General features: G+C 44.4%; 15 protein-coding genes. 10 read left to right on the forward strand and 5 right to left on the reverse strand.

All coding sequences use genetic code 11. The annotated features are described in order from the left end of the window. Nucleotides 1-14 precede the first annotated feature (14 nt). The 3 genes from htpG (at nt 15) to hemH (ending at nt 3971) form a co-directional block, all read left to right on the forward strand. On the forward strand, nt 15-1919 hold the full coding sequence (htpG, locus tag QMA41_RS22345) for a molecular chaperone HtpG (protein WP_006957390.1): 1905 nt from the start codon (nt 15-17) through the stop codon (nt 1917-1919). 317 nt (nt 1920-2236) lie between these two features. Continuing rightward, entirely contained in the window at nt 2237-2881 is a 645-nt protein-coding gene (adk, locus tag QMA41_RS22350; protein WP_281630656.1) for an adenylate kinase, read from the forward strand. Between the two features lie 133 nt (nt 2882-3014). Further along, nucleotides 3015-3971: a ferrochelatase gene (gene hemH / locus QMA41_RS22355; RefSeq protein ID WP_006957392.1), complete on the forward strand. Its 957-nt coding sequence runs from the start codon at nt 3015-3017 to the stop codon at nt 3969-3971. Nucleotides 3972-4029: 58 nt separating this feature from the next. Here the strand turns inward: hemH and QMA41_RS22360 are convergent, their stop codons facing one another. The 4 genes from QMA41_RS22360 to QMA41_RS22375 form a co-directional block, all read right to left on the reverse strand. Further along, nucleotides 4030-5520 (reverse strand): winged helix-turn-helix domain-containing protein, encoded by a 1491-nt coding sequence (locus tag QMA41_RS22360; protein ID WP_172846969.1) that lies wholly within the window; start codon nt 5518-5520, stop codon nt 4030-4032. Between the two features lie 193 nt (nt 5521-5713). Continuing rightward, on the reverse strand, nt 5714-6334 hold the full coding sequence (locus QMA41_RS22365; protein WP_281630657.1) for an outer membrane beta-barrel protein: 621 nt from the start codon (nt 6332-6334) through the stop codon (nt 5714-5716). 307 nt (nt 6335-6641) lie between these two features. Next, entirely contained in the window at nt 6642-7082 is a 441-nt protein-coding gene (locus tag QMA41_RS22370; RefSeq protein WP_006957395.1) for a DUF411 domain-containing protein, read from the reverse strand. Between the two features lie 8 nt (nt 7083-7090). Beyond that, a complete protein-coding gene (locus tag QMA41_RS22375; protein ID WP_281630658.1) occupies nt 7091-9784 on the reverse strand; it encodes a copper-translocating P-type ATPase in 2694 nt (897 codons plus the stop codon). A 478-nt stretch (nt 9785-10262) separates the two neighbouring features. Here QMA41_RS22375 and QMA41_RS22380 point away from each other — a divergent pair, with 478 nt between their 5' ends. The 5 genes from QMA41_RS22380 (at nt 10263) to QMA41_RS22400 (ending at nt 16156) form a co-directional block, all read left to right on the forward strand. Further along, nucleotides 10263-11399 carry a porin gene (locus QMA41_RS22380; RefSeq protein ID WP_281630659.1) on the forward strand — a complete coding sequence of 379 codons (1137 nt, stop codon included), beginning with the start codon at nt 10263-10265 and terminating at the stop codon, nt 11397-11399. A 73-nt stretch (nt 11400-11472) separates the two neighbouring features. Beyond that, entirely contained in the window at nt 11473-12129 is a 657-nt protein-coding gene (locus QMA41_RS22385) for a DUF2057 domain-containing protein (RefSeq protein ID WP_171341583.1), read from the forward strand. Nucleotides 12130-12248: 119 nt separating this feature from the next. Next, the gene (gene gltX / locus QMA41_RS22390) at nt 12249-13676 is read left to right on the forward strand and encodes a glutamate--tRNA ligase (protein ID WP_006957399.1); all 1428 of its coding nucleotides are present in this window, start codon (nt 12249-12251) and stop codon (nt 13674-13676) included. A gap of 318 nt (nt 13677-13994) precedes the next feature. Beyond that, on the forward strand, nt 13995-14960 hold the full coding sequence (locus tag QMA41_RS22395) for an OmpA family protein (RefSeq protein ID WP_281630660.1): 966 nt from the start codon (nt 13995-13997) through the stop codon (nt 14958-14960). A gap of 233 nt (nt 14961-15193) precedes the next feature. Then, on the forward strand, nt 15194-16156 hold the full coding sequence (locus QMA41_RS22400; protein WP_281630661.1) for an OmpA family protein: 963 nt from the start codon (nt 15194-15196) through the stop codon (nt 16154-16156). Between the two features lie 53 nt (nt 16157-16209). On the opposite strand, the gene QMA41_RS22405 is transcribed toward QMA41_RS22400, so the two are convergent. After that, nucleotides 16210-16716: a hypothetical protein gene (locus QMA41_RS22405; protein WP_006957402.1), complete on the reverse strand. Its 507-nt coding sequence runs from the start codon at nt 16714-16716 to the stop codon at nt 16210-16212. Between the two features lie 215 nt (nt 16717-16931). Here QMA41_RS22405 and QMA41_RS22410 point away from each other — a divergent pair, with 215 nt between their 5' ends. Next, nucleotides 16932-17321: a glycine zipper family protein gene (locus QMA41_RS22410; RefSeq protein WP_281630662.1), complete on the forward strand. Its 390-nt coding sequence runs from the start codon at nt 16932-16934 to the stop codon at nt 17319-17321. 108 nt (nt 17322-17429) lie between these two features. Further along, complete coding sequence (locus tag QMA41_RS22415; RefSeq protein ID WP_281630663.1) at nt 17430-19085, forward strand: phosphoethanolamine--lipid A transferase; 1656 nt, start codon at nt 17430-17432, stop codon at nt 19083-19085. Nucleotides 19086-19089 lie beyond the last annotated feature (4 nt).

Below are 19089 nucleotides of genomic sequence, written 5' to 3' on the forward strand. Positions count from 1 at the left end.
GTTACGGAGCTATCATGAGCGATACAGCAACACAAAACAAAGAAACTCGTGGCTTTCAATCTGAAGTAAAACAGCTACTTCACTTAATGATTCACTCTCTTTATTCCAATAAAGAGATCTTTTTGCGTGAACTGATTTCGAACGCATCTGATGCTTCAGATAAGTTACGTTTTCAGGCGCTATCTAATCCTAATTTATATCAAGGCGATGCTGAATTAGGTGTAAAACTTTCATTTGATGAAGCGTCAAATACCCTAACTATTTCTGATAACGGCATTGGTATGAGCCGTGATGATGTGATCGAGCATTTGGGTACGATTGCAAAATCAGGCACAGCCGAATTTTTCTCAAAGCTGTCGGAAGACCAATCTAAAGACTCTCAACTGATTGGTCAGTTTGGTGTTGGTTTCTACTCTGCATTTATAGTTGCCGATGCAGTAACAGTTCGTACTCGTGCTGCTGGCCTGTCAGCTGATGAAGCAGTTCAGTGGCATTCTGCTGGTGAAGGTGAATACACCATCGAGACAATCTCAAAAGAATCTCGTGGTACTGATATCGTTCTTCACATGCGTGATGAAGGAAAAGAGTTCCTGAACGAGTGGCGCTTGCGTGAAGTGATCAGCAAGTACTCGGATCACATTGGTATTCCTGTTGCCATTCAGACTGCTGAGCGCGACGAAGAAGGTAAAGAAACAGGTGAGAAGAAGTGGGAGCAAATCAACAAAGCTCAAGCACTTTGGACACGCAACAAATCTGATATCTCTGAAGAAGAGTATCAAGAGTTCTACAAACACGTTTCACACGACTTCGCAGATCCACTAGTGTGGAGCCACAACCGTGTTGAAGGTAAGAACGATTACACCAGCTTACTGTATATCCCAGCAAAAGCGCCTTGGGACATGATGAACCGTGACCACAAATCGGGTCTCAAACTGTACGTTCAGCGTGTATTTATCATGGACGACGCTGAGCAATTCATGCCTTCTTACCTGCGTTTCGTTCGTGGCTTAATTGATTCAAACGATCTGCCATTGAACGTGTCACGTGAAATTCTACAAGACAACAAAGTGACGCAATCTCTGCGCAACGCTTGTACTAAGCGTGTTCTTACGATGCTTGAGCGCATGGCGAAAAATGACGAAGAGAAGTATCAGTCATTCTGGAAAGAGTTTGGTCTGGTTCTAAAAGAGGGCCCTGCAGAAGACATGAGCAACAAAGAAAAAGTTGCTGGTTTGCTGCGTTTTGCTTCTACAGAAGTGGATTCCTCGGAGCAAACGGTCGGTTTAGCCTCTTACGTTGAGCGTATGAAGGAAGGTCAGGACAAGATTTACTACCTGACAGCAGATAGCTACGCTGCTGCGAAGAACAGCCCTCACTTAGAGCAGTTCAAAGCAAAAGGCATCGAAGTCATTCTGATGTTTGATCGTATCGATGAGTGGTTGATGAACTACCTAACAGAGTTTGATGGTAAGCAGTTCCAGTCGATCACTAAAGCAGGCCTTGACCTCAGCAAGTTTGAGAACGAAGAAGAAAAAGAAAAGCAGAAAGAGACGGAAGAAGAGTTTAAGTCTGTTGTTGAGCGTACGAAGGACTACTTAGGCGAACGCGTAAAAGAAGTACGTACTACGTTCAAGCTAGCTTCAACACCAGCGGTTGTTGTGACAGATGATTTTGAAATGGGTACACAAATGGCGAAGTTGCTTGAAGCCGCTGGTCAGGCTGCACCTGAAGTGAAGTACATCTTCGAAATCAACCCAGAACACCAGCTTGTCAAACGCATGGCGGACGAAGCCGATGAAGAAGCGTTTGGTCGTTGGGTCGAAGTGCTTCTTGGTCAGGCAATGCTAGCTGAGCGTGGTTCGATGGAAGACCCGTCTCAATTTGTAGGCGCTATCAACTCGCTTTTGACTAAGGGCTAATAGTCAAACGGTAACAAAAAGCTCGCATCATGCGGGCTTTTTGATTTATTTGCGCTTATCGTGAATAAAACAACGTAAGTTTGCAGCTTAATGTGAGTGTTTAAGCATTCTTTAGTCGTAAGCTGCGCTACGCGAACAGATTGTGTGATAGAATGCAATCTTGAAACAAAGTGAGCAGGCGTGTAATGTGCACGCCTGTTTTATTGTCAACTGAAAGAACAGTTATACCGAAACTTACCGTGAGCTAAGGCTGTTGTTTGTTATGAACACCATAGTGAGCTTCGGTATAAATCATCATTATCTTAAGAGGATTCAACATGCGCATCATTCTTCTAGGTGCTCCAGGTGCAGGTAAAGGCACACAAGCAAATTTCATCATGGAAAAATACGGTGTTCCGCAAATCTCTACTGGTGACATGCTACGTGCTGCTATCAAGGCAGGTACAGAGCTTGGTAAACAAGCTAAAGCTGTTATCGATGCTGGTCAGCTAGTTTCTGATGAAATTATCCTAGGTCTAATCAAAGAGCGTATTGCTCAAGATGACTGTGAAAAAGGTTTCCTACTAGATGGTTTCCCGCGCACGATTCCTCAGGCTGATGGTCTGAAAGAAATGGGCGTTGATGTCGATTACGTTATTGAATTTGACGTTGCTGATGACGTTATCGTTGAACGCATGGCTGGTCGTCGTGCTCACCTACCTTCTGGCCGTACTTACCACGTAGTGTACAACCCGCCGAAAGTTGAAGACAAAGACGACGTAACAGGTGAAGACCTAGTTGTGCGTGATGACGACAAAGAAGAAACTGTTCGTGCTCGTCTAGGCGTTTACCATGAGCAAACTGCACCGCTTATCGACTACTACGGTAAAGAAGCGGCAGCAGGTAACACTAAGTACCTTAAGTTTGATGGTACTAAGCAAGTTGCCGAAGTTAGCGCTGATATTGAGAAAGCACTGGCTTAATTTTGCTAACGGCAGAATTTAAAAGTTTGATATAGTAGAAGCGACCCAGATGGGTCGCTTTTTTTATCGCTACATATTGATCGATAAAGAAGTTTTCAACGTAAAGCCTCTTTTAAAGTGTCGACAGGGTCCTATGCAAAACAATAAAAAACAGGGTGTGCTACTGGTCAACCTAGGTACACCAGATGCACCTACAGCTCCTGAAGTAAAGCGTTTTCTCAGCCAGTTCTTGCATGACCAACGTGTTGTGGATATGACACGTTGGTTATGGTGTCCGATCCTACATGGCGTCATTTTGCCTATTCGCTCACCCAAAGTTGCCAAGTTGTATGAGAGCGTTTGGATGGAAGAAGGCTCTCCTCTTATGGTTTACTCTAAGCGCCAAGCTGAGAAACTGGCTAAATCGATCGATATCCCAGTCGAACTTGGCATGACTTATGGTAATCCGAGTCTTCAGTCTGGGATGGAATCCTTGATAGAAAAGGGCGTGGAAGAGGTGATTGTATTGCCACTTTACCCACAATACTCGGGAACAACCACTGCCGCAGTTTCTGATGGTTTAACCAAAGCATTTAAAAATATTCCGGTGATGCCAGGGTATAAAATGCTCCGCGATTATCATGACCATCCAACTTACATTAAAGCGTTGGCAGAGAGTGTAAGGCGCTCTTGGGCAGAAAAAGGACGTGGTGACTATTTACTGTGTTCGTACCATGGTATTCCTCAGCGTTACGCAGACAACGGGGATATATATCCCAAGCACTGTGAGGCGACCACAGAGTTATTAAGACTGGAATTAGGTTTGAACAAAGAGCAGATTGGAATGACCTATCAATCCCGCTTCGGTCGTGAAGAATGGCTGCAACCCTACACGGATAAAACCCTGGAAAAGTTGCCTGAAAAAGGTATCAAGAAGCTGGATATCATGACGCCCGCCTTTTCTTCGGACTGCCTTGAGACTTTGGAAGAGATTTCGGAAGAATGCAGAGACGTATTTCTTGAGCAAGGAGGAGAAGTCTTTAACTTCATTCCATGTTTAAACGATGATGATCTCCATATTCAGATGATGGTTGAACTTATTGGTCGCTAGGCAGCTCAGTTTGATTAGAAAATCCACCTCACGAGGTGGATTTTTTGTGCCTCAATAATTAATCGTAAGGTTGGCAGAATTGCTCAATACCTTGCCATAGAACCGACTGCGGTTCCTGAATGTACTTAACGTCTTTTAGTGCCTCACGCCAAAGATCGAGGCATGACTGCTGTCTGTCGGGGCTAGAGTAGTGATCGAGTACCCGCTCAGCCTCAATGGTACTGGTGAGTGCTGAAATAGCTTTGAGATAGTGGGCAACATACATTTGCTTGTTGCCTATTTTTCGGTTGATGTTGGCTTGCAGTAACAAGATCAGCGCATTTTCTGGTATCTCGGTTACATACTCTCTTTGCAACATTCGTAAACTGCGTTCAACTTCACCCGAACGATAAGTAAGGAGTGCCAGCAGCATATGCAGATCTGGTGGAGGCACTGGAGTTTGCTTCCTCACCTTTTTTATCCAACTCTTTAATCCATCGCTAGATTGCTGAGTGAAAAGTAACTCTCGAGTATAAAACAGTACTTCAATCCCAGATAGCTGGCGGGAGAGCAGCTGTTCAAGAGTCAGTTCTGATACAGGTACAATTTGGCTAGACAACTTCGAAGATAATGGCTTTATCGGCTGTGGGAGCTTGAAGTACTCACTTAAATCCACATTAAGTTGGTTAATCGTTGCAGCTAAGTAGGGAGGCTGAAGATGATATATTTTGCGCCATGCGACTCGGCCAGAAGCAGAGTGGTGAAGAAGGCTCTCCAAGTTCAACACTCCGTTTGTATCTTCCCACAGATTAAAGCTCAGAGTGTAGTCTGAGTCATAAAAGGCTTCAGAGCCGGGGAAGTTTTCATGTTCGCTTAGGCTTTGCAGGTAGTAGGTTGGCGAACTCATATTCGATAGATGGATATACGGAGAACAGCTTTGTGAGTGCAGGATCAGTGCTTTTAATTTGAGAACGGTTTGGTTCAAGCTCTGTTCTTCATGGTTGATACTATCGAGAAGCAGCCTAACCTGAGGGATATGCAGAGTATTACTTTTTTTGTCTTCTTCAAAATGAGACCAAGTGTGGATCGCGAACACTACAGCGATCGCACTCAAAATCAAATTTAAACTCCAGGAAAAATAGCGCAGCGCTGTTTGCTTTTTTTCAACGCTCTTTTTAGCGGTTTGCGGAGCTTTGTTCGAGTCCGATGTTTTTGCTACAAGCTGAACGCCGCTTTCTGGAATGTAATAGCCCCGTTTTGGGTAAGTGATGATGATCTTAGATGGATCGGCTTCTTCAGAGTGTTCACGGAAGAGGTTTCGCAATAAGCTAATTCTGTTGGTGACCACATTTTTGGAGATGTACTGACTTTCCCAGACCGACTCTATAAATTCTTCAATTGACGTTGGGTTCCCAACGTTTGTGAGTAAAATTTCCAGTAACGCCAAATTTCTTGGTTCAAGAGATATTTCTCCTTGTTTGGAATGGAGAGTTTTATCCGCTGGATTATAGGTAAGATCTGCAATAGCAATATTGCATTGTTCTGATTTAGCTTTTTCAAGTAGATTCATGCAGTGCTATCGAAGTACGTCGTGATTGAACAGAGGACGCGAATTCTACCGCAATATCAATGTTGCTTATAAGTCCTGAATGTGACATTAGATGTCTTAAAAATGAGAACTTGAACCGAGATTGTTTAATTTTAAATGATAGAGATGGGAAATTCAGGTGTGGAGAGTCCAACCACACCTGATGGACGTTAGCTTAGAAAGAGTAGCTAGCGTTAAGGTAGCCAGTGTTTGAAGATTCAAACTCAAACTTGGCAGAACCAAATTCGTGTGAATTATCATGGTAATAGCTGTAGCGATAGCCTAATTCCATGCTGAATTGTTCGGTGAAATGATAGCCAAGGCCTGTATTTACGCCTAATACCGCACCTGAATTGGTGTCACTTAACTCATCATAGGTGTTAAGTAGGCGGTCACGATTAGAAAGTTTAAGCTTGCTGTTGTAGTAACCAAGGCTACCACCAGCAACTAAATAGAACTTGTCTGTGACATCGTATAAGTAATCTGCCCCAGCACCTAACTGATAACTAGTAAGTTCTGCTTTATCAGTTTCAAACAGAGAAATAAGTTCATAAGTAGACTCACCGTTAGTCTGAATGTAACCGTAGACACGTACGTTGTCGTTAATGTAAGTACCACCTTTTAGGCTGATAAAGCCTGCATCATCTAAGTTGTCTACAACTTGCTTAGTGTCACTACTGTTACCTGAAGTATCAAATTTTCCACCGCCTAGCTCTAATGAAAGGAAAGCCTGGTCCGCAAGTGAAGGCATTGAAACCAGTGCAGCTGTTGCCGCTAAAAGAAGAGTTTTTTTCATAGTTTTACGCTCAAAATATTGTTTGTATGGAGTTGTGATTGCCTGGACTGATTTGATGAAAAGCAGTGATTGTCATCAATTAGCAGCAATATGAGAATTGCGTCACGTATGGTCGCTTTTTCGCCGGATGGAAGTTAACTGAGCGTGTTGAAGGAAGCTAAAAATAAAATTAAAAATAGTTGAAATAAGTTAAAATTTTCATCTAATTAATTGATTTTAAAGTGCTAGTTTGGTTTGTGATAATCGATAACGCCTGACAAAAATCAGGCGTTTAAAAATATAAAAGCATCAACAGAAATGGTTATTACTAATTTCCAGGGTAAGAGCGGTATTCGAATACCTGACCTTGTTCGTTAAACGCATAAACAGAATAGGCGTCTTTTTCATTACCATATTCCATACCAGGCGAACCCATCGGCATGCCAGGAACGGCTAAACCTTTAGCATTTTTAGGTGGGTTCTCTAAAAAAGCTTTAATGTCCTGTGCCGGAACGTGCCCCTCAAATACAAAACCGTTAATTTCAGCTGTATGGCATGAGGCCAATTGTGGCTTTATCCCCAGCTTTTGTTTGATTGGGTTCATATCATCGTGCAATTTTTCTTCAACCGTGAATCCAGCTTCCTGCATGTGTTTGGTCCATTCTGTGCAGCATCCACAATATGGTGACTTGTGGTTGAGCACGTCTGCCGCCAGTACGTGACCGGACAGTAAAAGAAGGGACGCAAAGGAAATAACTTGAGTTTTCATACACACCTCTATGAACGAATCGAAGATTTAAAGAGTCTTAATCGGTTGGCATTGCTCACGACTGTGATTGATGAGAGCGCCATTGCTGCACCAGCGACGACTGGACTGAGCAAAAATCCGAATGCTGGATACAGTACGCCAGCTGCGACCGGAATACCTAAAGAGTTATAAATGAACGCACCGAATAAATTCTGCTTCATGTTTTTAATCGTTGCTTTGGAAAGTTCGATGGCTTTAACAACGGCCAGCGGTGATGAGTTAAGCAAGGTCATTTGTGCACTTTCGATTGCGACGTCGCTACCGCTACCCATTGCGATACCGATGTCTGCGAGCGCGAGAGCCGGTGCATCGTTGACACCATCACCAATCATAGCAACTCGCTTTCCACTTGCCTGAATTTGAGCCACATGACCTGCTTTTTCATCAGGCAGTACTTGAGATATCACCTGTTCGATACCCAGTTGTTGGGCTATCGCTTTAGCCACATGCTGGTTGTCACCGGTTAACATGACAGGAGTAATTTGCATTGCGAACAGGGCATCCACAGCTTGTTTCGCGTCTTGTTTAATTGGGTCGGCAATGGCGATTAAACCTGATACCTGATTTTGCTGAACGACGATCACTGGAGTCCAGGCATTGTCTGCACAGCGCTGCAGTTCTTGTTCAAGTCCTTCAAGCTTGAGTTCTTGTTTCTGAGCATAAGGCAAAGAAACCACCGCAATACTTTCATTTTCTAATACGCCAGTCACTCCCATGCCGCGCATGTTATTGAAATCGCGAACTTCACCCAAACTTAGCTGATGCTCTTGAGCGTGTTTTACGATGGCTTTTGCTAGTGGATGCTCTGAATATTGCTCTATGCTAGCCGCTGCGATTAGCAGTTGTTTATCGTCCTGATTAAGAGCAAAGATATGCTGAACGTCAGGTTTTCCCTGAGTTAATGTACCTGTCTTATCAAATACAACCGTATCAATATTGCTTGCAGACTGAAGTACATCCGCATCTTTGATTAATATTCCCATTTCGGCGGCTTTGCCAATGCCAACAGTCACCGACAGTGGCGTTGCTAAGCCTAGCGCACACGGACAAGCAATGATCAGTACGGTGGTGGTCACGACCAACATGTAGCTCGCTTTCGGGTCAGGGCCAACCATAAACCACACTAGGGCAGAGAACAGAGCAATGGCGACAACGACAGGGACAAAGACAGCCGAAATTTGATCTGCCAGTTTGGCGATGGCTGGTTTGCTGCTTTGCGCTTCTCGTACCATGGTAATAATGCGCGACAGCATGGTATTGCTACCTACTCCCGTTGCTTCAATCACTAAGCTGCCATCTTGGTTTAACGTGCCTGCAGAAATCGTATCGCCACACTGTTTGTAGACGGGGACAGGTTCGCCAGTAAGCATGGATTCATCAAGGTAAGATTCACCTGAAACGACGTGACCATCGATAGGGGCTTTTTCTCCGGGTTTGATTCGCAGCTGCATGCCTTCAGTTATCTGGTCAATCGCAATCACTTGATCGCCAGATTCGGTAATCAATATGGCTTCATTAGGCTGAAGGTTAATCAAGGCCTGTAATGAGCGAGTGGTTTTCGCTTTGGCTTTTGCCTCAATGTAATGACCCAAAGAAATCAGGCCGACAATCATCGCGCTGGCTTCAAAGTAAACATGACGTGATGCTGGTGGAAACCAATCTGGGAAAGCCACTACTAACATTGAGAACAGCCAAGCGACCCCCGTACCCAACGCAACGAGGGTATCCATGGTTGCACGCTTGTGAGTAAGAGCTTGCCAAGCGTTGGAGAAGAAGCTTTTTCCCGCGGTAGCAAGAAGCCAGAAACAAATAATCCCAACGACGCCCCAAATTAACTGATCCTGACTGGTACGGATCATCATATTGCCACCCAACACACCCCAAAGCATGAGTGGTACGCCGATCACAATACCTGCCCACGCACTTTTCTTATGATGAGCTTGCACGGCCATTTGTTGGGCCTGTTGCTTTTCTTGTTGCGTCGCTGGGTCGTCAACAATTTCAGCCTGATAGCCTGCTTCTTTTATTGCATTGGTTATAGCGCTAATGGTTTTGCTGTCTTTAGAGCGACTAAAAACTAAGGCACTGTGTTCCGCGAGATTAACTTGAGCTTTGTCTATACCCTCTACCTGAGTCAGTGCCTGCTCAACAGACGCTACACAACTGGCGCAAGTCATTCCTGATATCAAAAAATGAAGGGTTTCTTTGTGACTGGGAGAGGGAAGATGCGAGTTTGGCTGAGTGGTTTGTGGTTGAGTCTCTGGCTCTTCTATTTCTGATTTAGACTCACTGGCCTGATAACCGAGAGAGGCGACAAGATCTTTCACTTGTTGCTGTGTCAGCAATGTTGAAAGAGAAAGTGTGGTTTTTGATACATCGAAATGGCCAACATCGTCACTTTCTTTTAAAGCAGACTCAAGCTTGGCCACGCACTTGCCACAGCTTAAGCCTGAGAGGTGAAACTGATACTGATGACCCGCCTGATACCCCAGAGACTGAATCGACTTTTCTAAGTCCTTGAAGCGGCTGTCGCTATCCAGTGTGACATGTTGTGGCGTTAAATCATGGATGTTGACTTGATGCTGAGAGGTAAGCTCTCGCTCAACTTTTCGCGCGCAACCCATGCAGCTTAAACCTGATAGTGGAATATCGAACTGACGCATAACATAACCCTCAACGATGAACTGTTGCTGAGAATAAACCTTACCTCAAGGGTAAGGTCAAGCGCTGTCAATGAACAAATACCAAAACGTCAAAACTTACCAGAGAACAGAGTTTTGTTTGTCTTAGCTTGCGAGACATTTCAAATTTTTTATAGGGAATATATCAATTGAGGTAAATCACTCAAAATTGGGCGTGATCCGATAGGCAAATATAGTGAGGGCAAGGTTGTTAAAAAGATTAATAGTTCAGTTTTGACGTTTTTATTTCTTTGCCTTTGATTTCAATATTCTGATTTTAATAGATTTATTGTTTTTTTTCTTTTTAGACTTTGACGCTAATCAGATATTGTTCCTCGCAATTTTTTGGCAAAAAAAAAGTTTGCCAACATATCCCTGTCCATAAATAGCTCCCTTCAAAACATGAACTTAAAAGTGCCTGAGAGGAGCGACGAAAAACATAATGACTAGGGGTTAACGTATGTCTAATTATAAAAAGACACTTGTTGGTGCGGCAGTTTCCAGTGCGATTCTGGCATTTTCAAGTGCAGCAGTAGCGGATACAAATTTAGAAGCAAAGTATGAACAAGGTATTTACGGTTTGATTGCGATGCAGGTGGCCAACCGTGACTACGACAACTCACCAGCGAATGATGGTGTTCAGTTCAACAATGAATCCCGTTTAGGTTGGCGTGGTACTGCCAAGTTTGACAGCTTAGAGGATTGGACCTTTTTGTGGCAAATCGAGTCTGGTTACGTCGATGAGTCATTTGCTGGTGAAGATGGGGGCAATGGCTACCTGGGTCGACGTGATACTTTTGTCGGTTTTGAACATGACTCGATCGGTCAGATCAGGCTGGGCCGCGTGTTAACTCCTATGTATGAATTGATTGACTGGCCTGCGACTAACCCTGGAATGGGCAACGTCTGGGACTGGGGCGGAAACATTGGTGGTAATAACTTTAACGATCGCCAGTCTGACACCATTCGTTGGGATACCAAGGAGCTGTGGACTGGCTTCACGATGGATATCGCCGTAGGTGCTGGTGCAGACCGTGCTGGATCCACAACGAGTACTGAAGCTGGGAGCAACTATTGGCATGGTATGGCAGCACACCAGAAATTTGATGGTGACTGGGGTTGGGTTCAGTTAGATCTCGCTTATGAAATGAACTACGACACCATGCAAGGTGACAATGAGAAGTACTGGGACAACCAAACCTACCTAATGGGCGCTCAAGGTGGTTTCAACAATGGCATTAGTTATTTCGCTTACTACCGTATTGCTGAAGCGCAAGATACGTTGGGCAGTGACGAGACTGAAAACTCTTACTCTGTTGGATTGACTTACAACTTTGGTGAAGGTGATAAGTGGCAAGCTAAGATTGCTCGAGCGGAAAACCTTGGCCTAGAAGTCGATGGTCAAGACATTGAGGGGACGAAAGATAACGTAACCTCCATGCAACTAATGTATGCGGTTGATACCAATGCGGTGGTTTACGCGCGTTACGCTATCAATGATCTTGAAAACACGGGTAAAACAGGAGAAGGCTACCAAGGCCGCTGGAAATCAGACAGCTTTGATGAAGCGTCTGTCGGTATAGAATACTGGTTCTAATGTAGCCTCATTTTATGATAAGGCGGCGGTTTGCCGCCTTTCGCGGTTCTAAAAATTTTAGTGTGAGAAAAGTATGAAAAATTGGTTGCCTGCAATCTTACTGGGTGCTGTCGCTTTGCCTGTCAGCGCAAATGAACTCAAAATTATTGATGAGATTGAACCGTTAGCACTTAATGGCAAAGAGATGTCAGCAAGCGATTTTCAAAGTCGACAAGTTATCAATCTAAAAGAAGGCGAGAATCAGTTGCTGTTTGGGTTAGACCAGATTGTGGTTGAAGATGGCCGTCGTAATAAGCTGGTATTTCCTTCAGTCGTGATGCGCTTTGAATCCTCTCAAGAACCACTCACTTTAAGCTACCCGGTATTTCGTCAAATAGATCAGGCGAAGAAGTTCCGCCAAACTTTGGATTTCTCATTGGTTGATAAAAATGGTAGCCCTGTTGATTACCAAGTGGATTTGATTCAGGTGAAAGGTTTCTCTTCGTTCAAAAACTATGAAGCTGCGATAGAAGAATACAATCAAACTGGCGCTATAGCATCGCTCTCGTCTCAAGCTCATGGTAGCGATAATCACGCTACGCAAGCGGTCGCTGCGTCTACCATCGACTCAGCCTCGAATTCTGAGGTAAAAACGACGGCGAGTGCAGATTTACAAAGCGAGTTTCTTAAGATGACACCGCAACAGCGCCAAGAGTTTATCTCGTGGGCAGTAAAACACCTCAATGAATGATGAATTCTGCGCAAGACGGATTGTAGATTTGTACATCAGTGCTAAAATACGCGCAATTTTGGCACCATTCATGGCCTCTATTGAATGGTGCAGTCATTTAGACAATCAAGGTATTTTACATGACGGTTAAAACTCGTTTTGCTCCTAGCCCAACAGGCTACCTTCACGTTGGTGGTGCACGTACTGCACTTTACTCTTGGCTTTTTGCTAAAAACCAAGGCGGTGAATTCGTTCTACGTATCGAAGATACGGATTTAGAGCGTAACTCTCAGGAAGCAGTTGATGCAATTCTTGAAGGGATGCAGTGGATGGGTCTTGAGTGGAATGAAGGGCCTTATTTCCAGTCAAAGCGTTTTGACCGTTACAACGAAATGGTTGATAAGCTACTAGCAGAAGACAAAGCCTACAAATGTTACGCGTCTAAAGAGCTGCTAGACGAAATCCGTGCCGAGCAAGAAGCAGCAAAAGAGATGCCACGTTACGATGCGAACCACCCGAAAATTGTTGCTGCAAATGCAGAAGCGAAAGAAGGTGATGCGTTTGTTATCCGTTTCCGTAACCCGAAAGAAGGCAGCGTAGTCTTTGAAGACCAAATCCGTGGCCGTATTGAGATCGCTAACGAACAGCTAGATGATCTAATCATCCGCCGTACTGATGGCGCTCCAACTTACAACTTCGTTGTTGTTGTCGATGATTGGGATATGGGTATCACTCACGTTGTTCGCGGTGAAGATCACATCAACAACACGCCTCGTCAAATCAACATTTACGAAGCGCTAGGTGCACCCGTACCAACATTTGCTCACTGTGCAATGATCTTAGGTGATGACGGCGCGAAATTGTCTAAGCGTCATGGTGCTGTATCAGTCATGCAATACCGCGATGAAGGTTATCTTCCAAATGCTCTAAACAACTATCTAGTGCGCCTTGGCTGGTCTCACGGTGATCAAGAAATCTTCTCTCAAGAAGAGATGATCAACCTATTCTCTCTAGATGCCATCTCGAAGTCAGCGTCAGCGTTTAACACTGAAAAGCTACTTTGGTTGAATAACCACTACATCAAAACTTCGGCTCCTGAGTACGTGGCTGAGCACCTACAATGGCACCTAGACAACCAGAATCTAAACATTGAAAACGGCCCTGCAATCACCGAAGTGATCAAGCTTGTGGGCGAGCGTTGTAACACTCTAGTAGAGCTTGCAGAGCAAATCCGCTACTTCTACGAAGATTTCTCTGAGTTTGAAGCTGGTGCCGCTAAGAAGCACCTGCGTGGTGTTGCTAAAGGCCCGCTAGAATTGGCTTTAGCAAAAGTTGAAGCGCTAGAAGAGTGGACAACAGCAAACATCAAAGATGGTGTGATTGCAGCCGTTTGTGAAGAGCTAGAAATCGGCATGGGTAAAATTGGTATGCCATTGCGTGTTGCAGTAACAGGTGGCGGCCAGTCTCCTTCTGTTGATGCTGTCATGGAGCTTGTCGGTAAAGAGCGCGTTATTGCTCGTATCAAGATGGCGATTGCGTTTATTGAAGAGCGTGAAGCTAACGCATAAAAAATTAAATATATTGCATATAAACCGCATCTTCAGGCTGCGGTTTTTTTGTGTCTCAACTTTAATGAGACAATTTAAACCTTAGATAACACCTTAATCGTCCTGTGATTATGGTTCCAGTTTCCTATTCACAATGCGCTGATACGAAGCAAAATTATCTAATTAGATGAAATTAAATAAAAACTCACAAAGTTATTTGTTATTTATCTCGTTAAGGTGTAGTGTCCGCACATCTGTACGGTAACTCTCTATGTATTTGTTTTTGTACGGATTGTCTATAGCGTCGCAAATCTAGCGCGTATTAATAAGGTATGAAAAATGAAAAAATTAGCAGCGGTAGTTTCTGGCACACTCCTTCTTGCATCAGCGTCAGCGAATGCGCAGTTTTATCTAGGTGCAAAAGCAGGAGCGAGTTGGGTAGATGATTTATGTACAACGGGCGAGTGCGATGATAATTCTTGGGCACTTGGCTCATTTGTTGGTTACGAATTTAACGATTACCTGGCGCTCGAAGCTGGCCTAGATACGCTAGGTGAAACGACGGGCTCGGGTTATAAAGATGCAGGTTTAGTCTCGTACTCATTGGCGCCGCGTTTTAGCCTGCCTTTAACAGAAAACATTGATGCATTTGCCAAAGCTGGTGGCGCTTACGTTGAGTATGGAAACAAGAGTGACAGCTCTTTTGTTGGTGGTGTCGGCTTGAGCTACAGCGTGTTGCCAAACATTGATATCCAAGTTGAATACCAACGTCTGACTGACATTGATATTGATACGCATGGTATTTCTGGTAACGCCGTTACTCTGGGCTTTACCACTAAGTTTGGCGGAAGCGATGAGCAAGCTGAAGCACCGGCACAAGAAGAAATGCTGGTAGAGGAAATTGTCGAAGAGACAGTTGTTGTTAAGCCTGTATTCCAAACGTTTGAGTCAGAAGTGGTTTACTCAGTGAGCTTCAAATTTGATAGTGCGGAGCTAACACCTGAAAGTGAGATGGCTCTTAAAGAAGTGGCTTCTTTCATGGGCGAATACCCACAGGCAACCGTTGATGTTGTTGGTTACACAGATACCAGCGGCCCAGCAGCCTACAACCAGAAGTTATCTGAGCAGCGCGCTCAGTCAGTAGCCGATGTGATTGCAGAATACGGTGTGAACCAATCACGTATTCATATTGAAGGCGCAGGCGAGAGTAATCCAATCGCGACCAACGAAACACGTGACGGACGCATTGAGAACCGCCGTGCAGAAGTTACCGTGAATGAGTTTGAATATGAAGTTCAGCCATAGTTTGGACTGAATCAATCATTCTTGAACCAAAGCTCTGTTTTCACAGGGCTTTGTCATATTTATGAGAAAGTTACTTGCTAGTATGCAAAAGGTGAAATTAATCCATAAACCGATTTGTACATTCTATGGGTCAGGGTGTACTGTTAATGTGGCCATACTGTAACTAGATGATTGTTATCGTGTTGGTTGTCAGTTATAACGCGCGTGCGTTGTCGGTATATAAGGAAAAAACAATGAAAAAATTAGCAGCGGTAATTTCCACCACACTTCTTCTTGCTTCCACATCTGCAAATGCTCAGTTTTATCTTGGTGCTAAAGCGGGTGCATCTTGGCTCAATGATTCATGCTCGACTGGCCCTTGTGATGATAACTCTTGGGCGCTAGGTTCATTTGCAGGTTACGAGTTCAATGACATGATTAGTCTTGAGCTGGGCCTTGATACACTGGGGGAAACCACTGGTTATGGCTACACAGATGCAGGTTTGAGTTCTTACTCTCTTGCACCGCGATTCACCATGCCGCTTTCACAAAAGTTTGATGCGTTTGCTAAAGTTGGTGGTGCCTATGTGGAATACGGAAACAAAGATGATAGCTCTCTTCTTGGTGCTTTAGGTGTCACCTATGCCTTTATGCCTACCATCGATTTCCAACTAGAGTATCAGCGTTTAACTGACATCAACATTGATACACATCGCTTTAAAGGCAACGCTTTAACACTAGGTTTTATTGCTAAGTTTGGTGGCAGTGATGAGCCTGCAGCACAACCTGTACAAGAAGAGTTAATGGTTGAGGAAGTAGTTGAAGAAGAAGTGGTTGTTGAACCTATCGTTAAAACGTTTGAGACCAAAGTTGTTGACTCTAGCAGCTTCGCTTTAAATAGCGCAGAGTTGAAACCAGAAAGCAAAGCGATGCTAGCTGAATTGGTCGCGTTTATGACGGAATTCCCGCAATCTACGGTTGAAGTTGTTGGTTACACTGACTCTAGTGGTGCTGCGTCATACAACCAGAAACTGTCCGAGCGACGTGCTCAATCAGTGGCTGATGTGCTAGAAGAGCAGGGAATTGATGCTTCTCGAATCAGTGCTCGTGGTGAAGGGGAAAATAACCCAATCGCTTCTAATGAAACACAGCAAGGGCGTGAACAAAATCGCCGTGTAGAAATCATGGTGCCAGCGTTTGAGTATGAAGCTCAATAACTAATTGATGTTCTGATTAATGACAACGCCTCGAATGAAAATTCGGGGTGTTTTTATTTGAGGTCAATACTGTTTAGTCTTCCCATGAATTCGAGAATTTCTAGGTTGTCTTTATTGGCTTCCAGTAACGCTTTCTTAGTTTTGGTGTATGCAGCCAATCTACCGTGCTTTTTGATTGAACATACGACGCTTTGATAGATTAGCTTGCCGCTTTTGTCGTAAGTTCGCCAAGCAGCAATATAGCATTCATCTTTCGCGTCAGGATTGGTTTTGGTTGGGCGTGGTTTAAAGATGATCTTAGGTTCTACAGAGTGAGGCAAACGGGTCATTAAGTAAGGGTCTTTGAGCAACTTACGCCAAAATTTCCCCCACATTTCACTTCCAAGCTCGTTACGAAGTTTAATTGCCTTCTGCAGCCCTTTCTTCTCGCCGATCCGAACATAACCCACAGAACGGTGCAGCACCGTGTCATCAGGTGTATGGATGTGGATTTTGAAAGCGGTTTTGGCTTTAGATATAAAGCGATGACCAGTGTTGGTGGTCAAGTTACTTTTCTTCATTAAATTCTTATAAATAATTTTATTAATAACTATTTTAGTTGAATGTCAGCAATTGTTGAAGCCCCGATTTTTCTCTCACGAACTAGCCCGAGTAGTCCCTTCTCGTTTCATTGATATGCGCATGACATAGGCTGACATTCCATTACTCAAGTACGACAGAACTCGATAATAAAACACTGTACATTTACTCTCAGATTTATGAGGGAGTATTTGAAATGTTGAGAACATTTTCTGTGATAGCGCTGTCTGCCGGCTTGGCAGCATGTGCTTACAACCAAAAACCTGTAGTGGATATGGCTGGTGTCGATCAGCAGCAATACGATGCCGATTTTACTTATTGCCAAGGGTACGCTGAGCAAGTCGAGAAAGGAGAAGCGGCGAAAACCGAAGCGACAAACGGTGCAGTATCAGGCGCGGTTATTGGAGCCGTGGCTGGCGTTATTCAGGATGGTGTCGGGGGCGCGGTTGTTGGTGCTGCGGCTGGTGGCGCTGTCGGCGCGGGTGCTGGGGCTTTGGGTGGCGCTAATGACTCGACGAAAACTCAGTCTTTGGTCTTGCGCAAGTGCTTAGCCAACAAGGGTTATACCGTGTATGACCTTGAGTGATTGCTTTTTAAGACATCACGAGAATAAGACGCCAAGCAATACAAGTCCTGTACGAATGGCGCACCGACGCGTTGTTCCCTGTCTGGTTAACACAAATGATGTAATGCTATGAACGGATTGAATACTGATAGGTCGAAAGGCATCAGCTATGCCATTTTTACCGCCTTACTTGCACTGTACTTTGCCGTTGTCGTTAATTTGCCGTTTTACAAAGAGTTGCACACGATATACAGCCACTCAGGTACCGTAAATATTGGCTTCTTGCTGTCCATTCCACTGTTTCTGTGGGCATCTCTGAACTTTCTGTTTAGTTTCTTTAGTTGGCCGTATCTGACTAAGCCTTTCTTCATTGTACTGCTGATTTGCTCAAGTATTGTCAGTTATGCCGGATACAATTATGGGGTGTTATTCGATCTGTCGATGATGACTAACCTGTTTGAGACCAATCAAAGTGAAGTACTGTCTTATCTCAGCGTTTACTCTATTGGGTGGGTCGTGGCGATGGGAGTGACTCCAGCACTGGCCGTCGTTAAAATTAGATTTAAAACGCCTCACCCACTGGGTTTTATCCAAAGCAAGTTGCTTTCGATGGTGATCTCTATCCTTGTAGTGACGGCTGTTGTTGGGTTGTACTATCAGAATTATGTTTCCGTTGGTCGTAATCATCATACGTTGAATCGAGCATTGATTCCGACCGAGTTTGTTTCCAGCCTCTCTCGTTATATTAAAAGGCATTACTTTGCCACTCCTGTGAAATACCACCAGTTGGGTCTGGACGCACAACAATCTGCCGAGGCTTTAGAAGCCGCCGAGTCGAAACCAACATTAGTGGTATTTATGGTCGGCGAGACAGCGCGAGCACAAAACTACCAATTGAACGGTTATAACCGGGAAACCAATTCATACACTCGGGATATGGGCGTGATTTCATTCCAAGATGTGAGTTCATGCGGCACCGCGACCGCAGTATCGGTCCCCTGTATGTTTTCTAATATGGATCGATCTCATTTTGATCGCCAACTCGCTGATAATCAGGATAACGTCTTAGACATTCTAAAGCGGGCGGGAGTTGATGTGCTTTGGCGTGACAATGATGGGGGTGATAAGCAGGTAGCCAAAAATGTTGCTAAGCAAGAGATTGCGCATGCCCCGGCCGATCCGCGATGCAATGGAAGTACGTGCTATGACATGGCGTTGCTTGAGAATTTCGAACAACATGTCGATTCCCTTAAAGGTAACCGATTGATGGTAATGCATTTGATTGGCAGTCATGGCCCGACGTACTTCCAACGATATCCAAAAGATAGAGCGATGTATTTTCCTGATTGTGAACGCTCCGACATCGAAAACTGTACACCAGAGCAAATCATCAACTCCTACGACAACAGCATCCTTTATACCGATTACGTCGTGAGTCAGACTATAGGCAAACTGGAAGCACTGCAGGAACAATTCAACACGGCGCTCATCTATGTTTCCGACCACGGAGAGTCGCTGGGTGAAGAAGGCATCTACTTACATGGCTTACCTTATAGCCTTGCCCCAAAATTTCAAAAGCGGGTGCCCTTCTTGCTGTGGATGTCGCCAGGTTTTAAGCAAACGAAACACATTAATACGCGCTGCCTTCAGCAAGAAGCGCAGCAAACGGGTATCTACTCTCACGACAATGTCTTTCATTCGCTGCTTGGGATGATGGACGTAGCGACACAAGAGTATCAGAGCAAACTTGATATTTTCAGTGCGTGTCGGGTTGAGAATAATTAATCCC

This window comes from Vibrio sp. St2 (genome assembly GCF_947311885.1).
In the GTDB taxonomy this organism is placed as follows: Bacteria; Pseudomonadota; Gammaproteobacteria; order Enterobacterales; family Vibrionaceae; genus Vibrio; species Vibrio coralliilyticus.

What these genes read in the sequence shown, in the direction of transcription:
- QMA41_RS22405 (WP_006957402.1), bottom strand. Translation starts at nt 16,716, where the DNA reads ATGAAGAAAAGTAACTTGACCACCAACACTGGTCATCGCTTTATATCT.
- QMA41_RS22365 (WP_281630657.1), bottom strand. Translation starts at nt 6,334, where the DNA reads ATGAAAAAAACTCTTCTTTTAGCGGCAACAGCTGCACTGGTTTCAATG.
- adk (WP_281630656.1), top strand. Translation starts at nt 2,237, where the DNA reads ATGCGCATCATTCTTCTAGGTGCTCCAGGTGCAGGTAAAGGCACACAA.
- QMA41_RS22400 (WP_281630661.1), top strand. Translation starts at nt 15,194, where the DNA reads ATGAAAAAATTAGCAGCGGTAATTTCCACCACACTTCTTCTTGCTTCC.
- gltX (WP_006957399.1), top strand. Translation starts at nt 12,249, where the DNA reads ATGACGGTTAAAACTCGTTTTGCTCCTAGCCCAACAGGCTACCTTCAC.
- QMA41_RS22380 (WP_281630659.1), top strand. Translation starts at nt 10,263, where the DNA reads ATGTCTAATTATAAAAAGACACTTGTTGGTGCGGCAGTTTCCAGTGCG.
- htpG (WP_006957390.1), top strand. Translation starts at nt 15, where the DNA reads ATGAGCGATACAGCAACACAAAACAAAGAAACTCGTGGCTTTCAATCT.
- QMA41_RS22370 (WP_006957395.1), bottom strand. Translation starts at nt 7,082, where the DNA reads ATGAAAACTCAAGTTATTTCCTTTGCGTCCCTTCTTTTACTGTCCGGT.
- QMA41_RS22415 (WP_281630663.1), top strand. Translation starts at nt 17,430, where the DNA reads ATGAACGGATTGAATACTGATAGGTCGAAAGGCATCAGCTATGCCATT.
- QMA41_RS22385 (WP_171341583.1), top strand. Translation starts at nt 11,473, where the DNA reads ATGAAAAATTGGTTGCCTGCAATCTTACTGGGTGCTGTCGCTTTGCCT.
- QMA41_RS22395 (WP_281630660.1), top strand. Translation starts at nt 13,995, where the DNA reads ATGAAAAAATTAGCAGCGGTAGTTTCTGGCACACTCCTTCTTGCATCA.
- QMA41_RS22410 (WP_281630662.1), top strand. Translation starts at nt 16,932, where the DNA reads ATGTTGAGAACATTTTCTGTGATAGCGCTGTCTGCCGGCTTGGCAGCA.
- QMA41_RS22375 (WP_281630658.1), bottom strand. Translation starts at nt 9,784, where the DNA reads ATGCGTCAGTTCGATATTCCACTATCAGGTTTAAGCTGCATGGGTTGC.
- QMA41_RS22360 (WP_172846969.1), bottom strand. Translation starts at nt 5,520, where the DNA reads ATGAATCTACTTGAAAAAGCTAAATCAGAACAATGCAATATTGCTATT.
- hemH (WP_006957392.1), top strand. Translation starts at nt 3,015, where the DNA reads ATGCAAAACAATAAAAAACAGGGTGTGCTACTGGTCAACCTAGGTACA.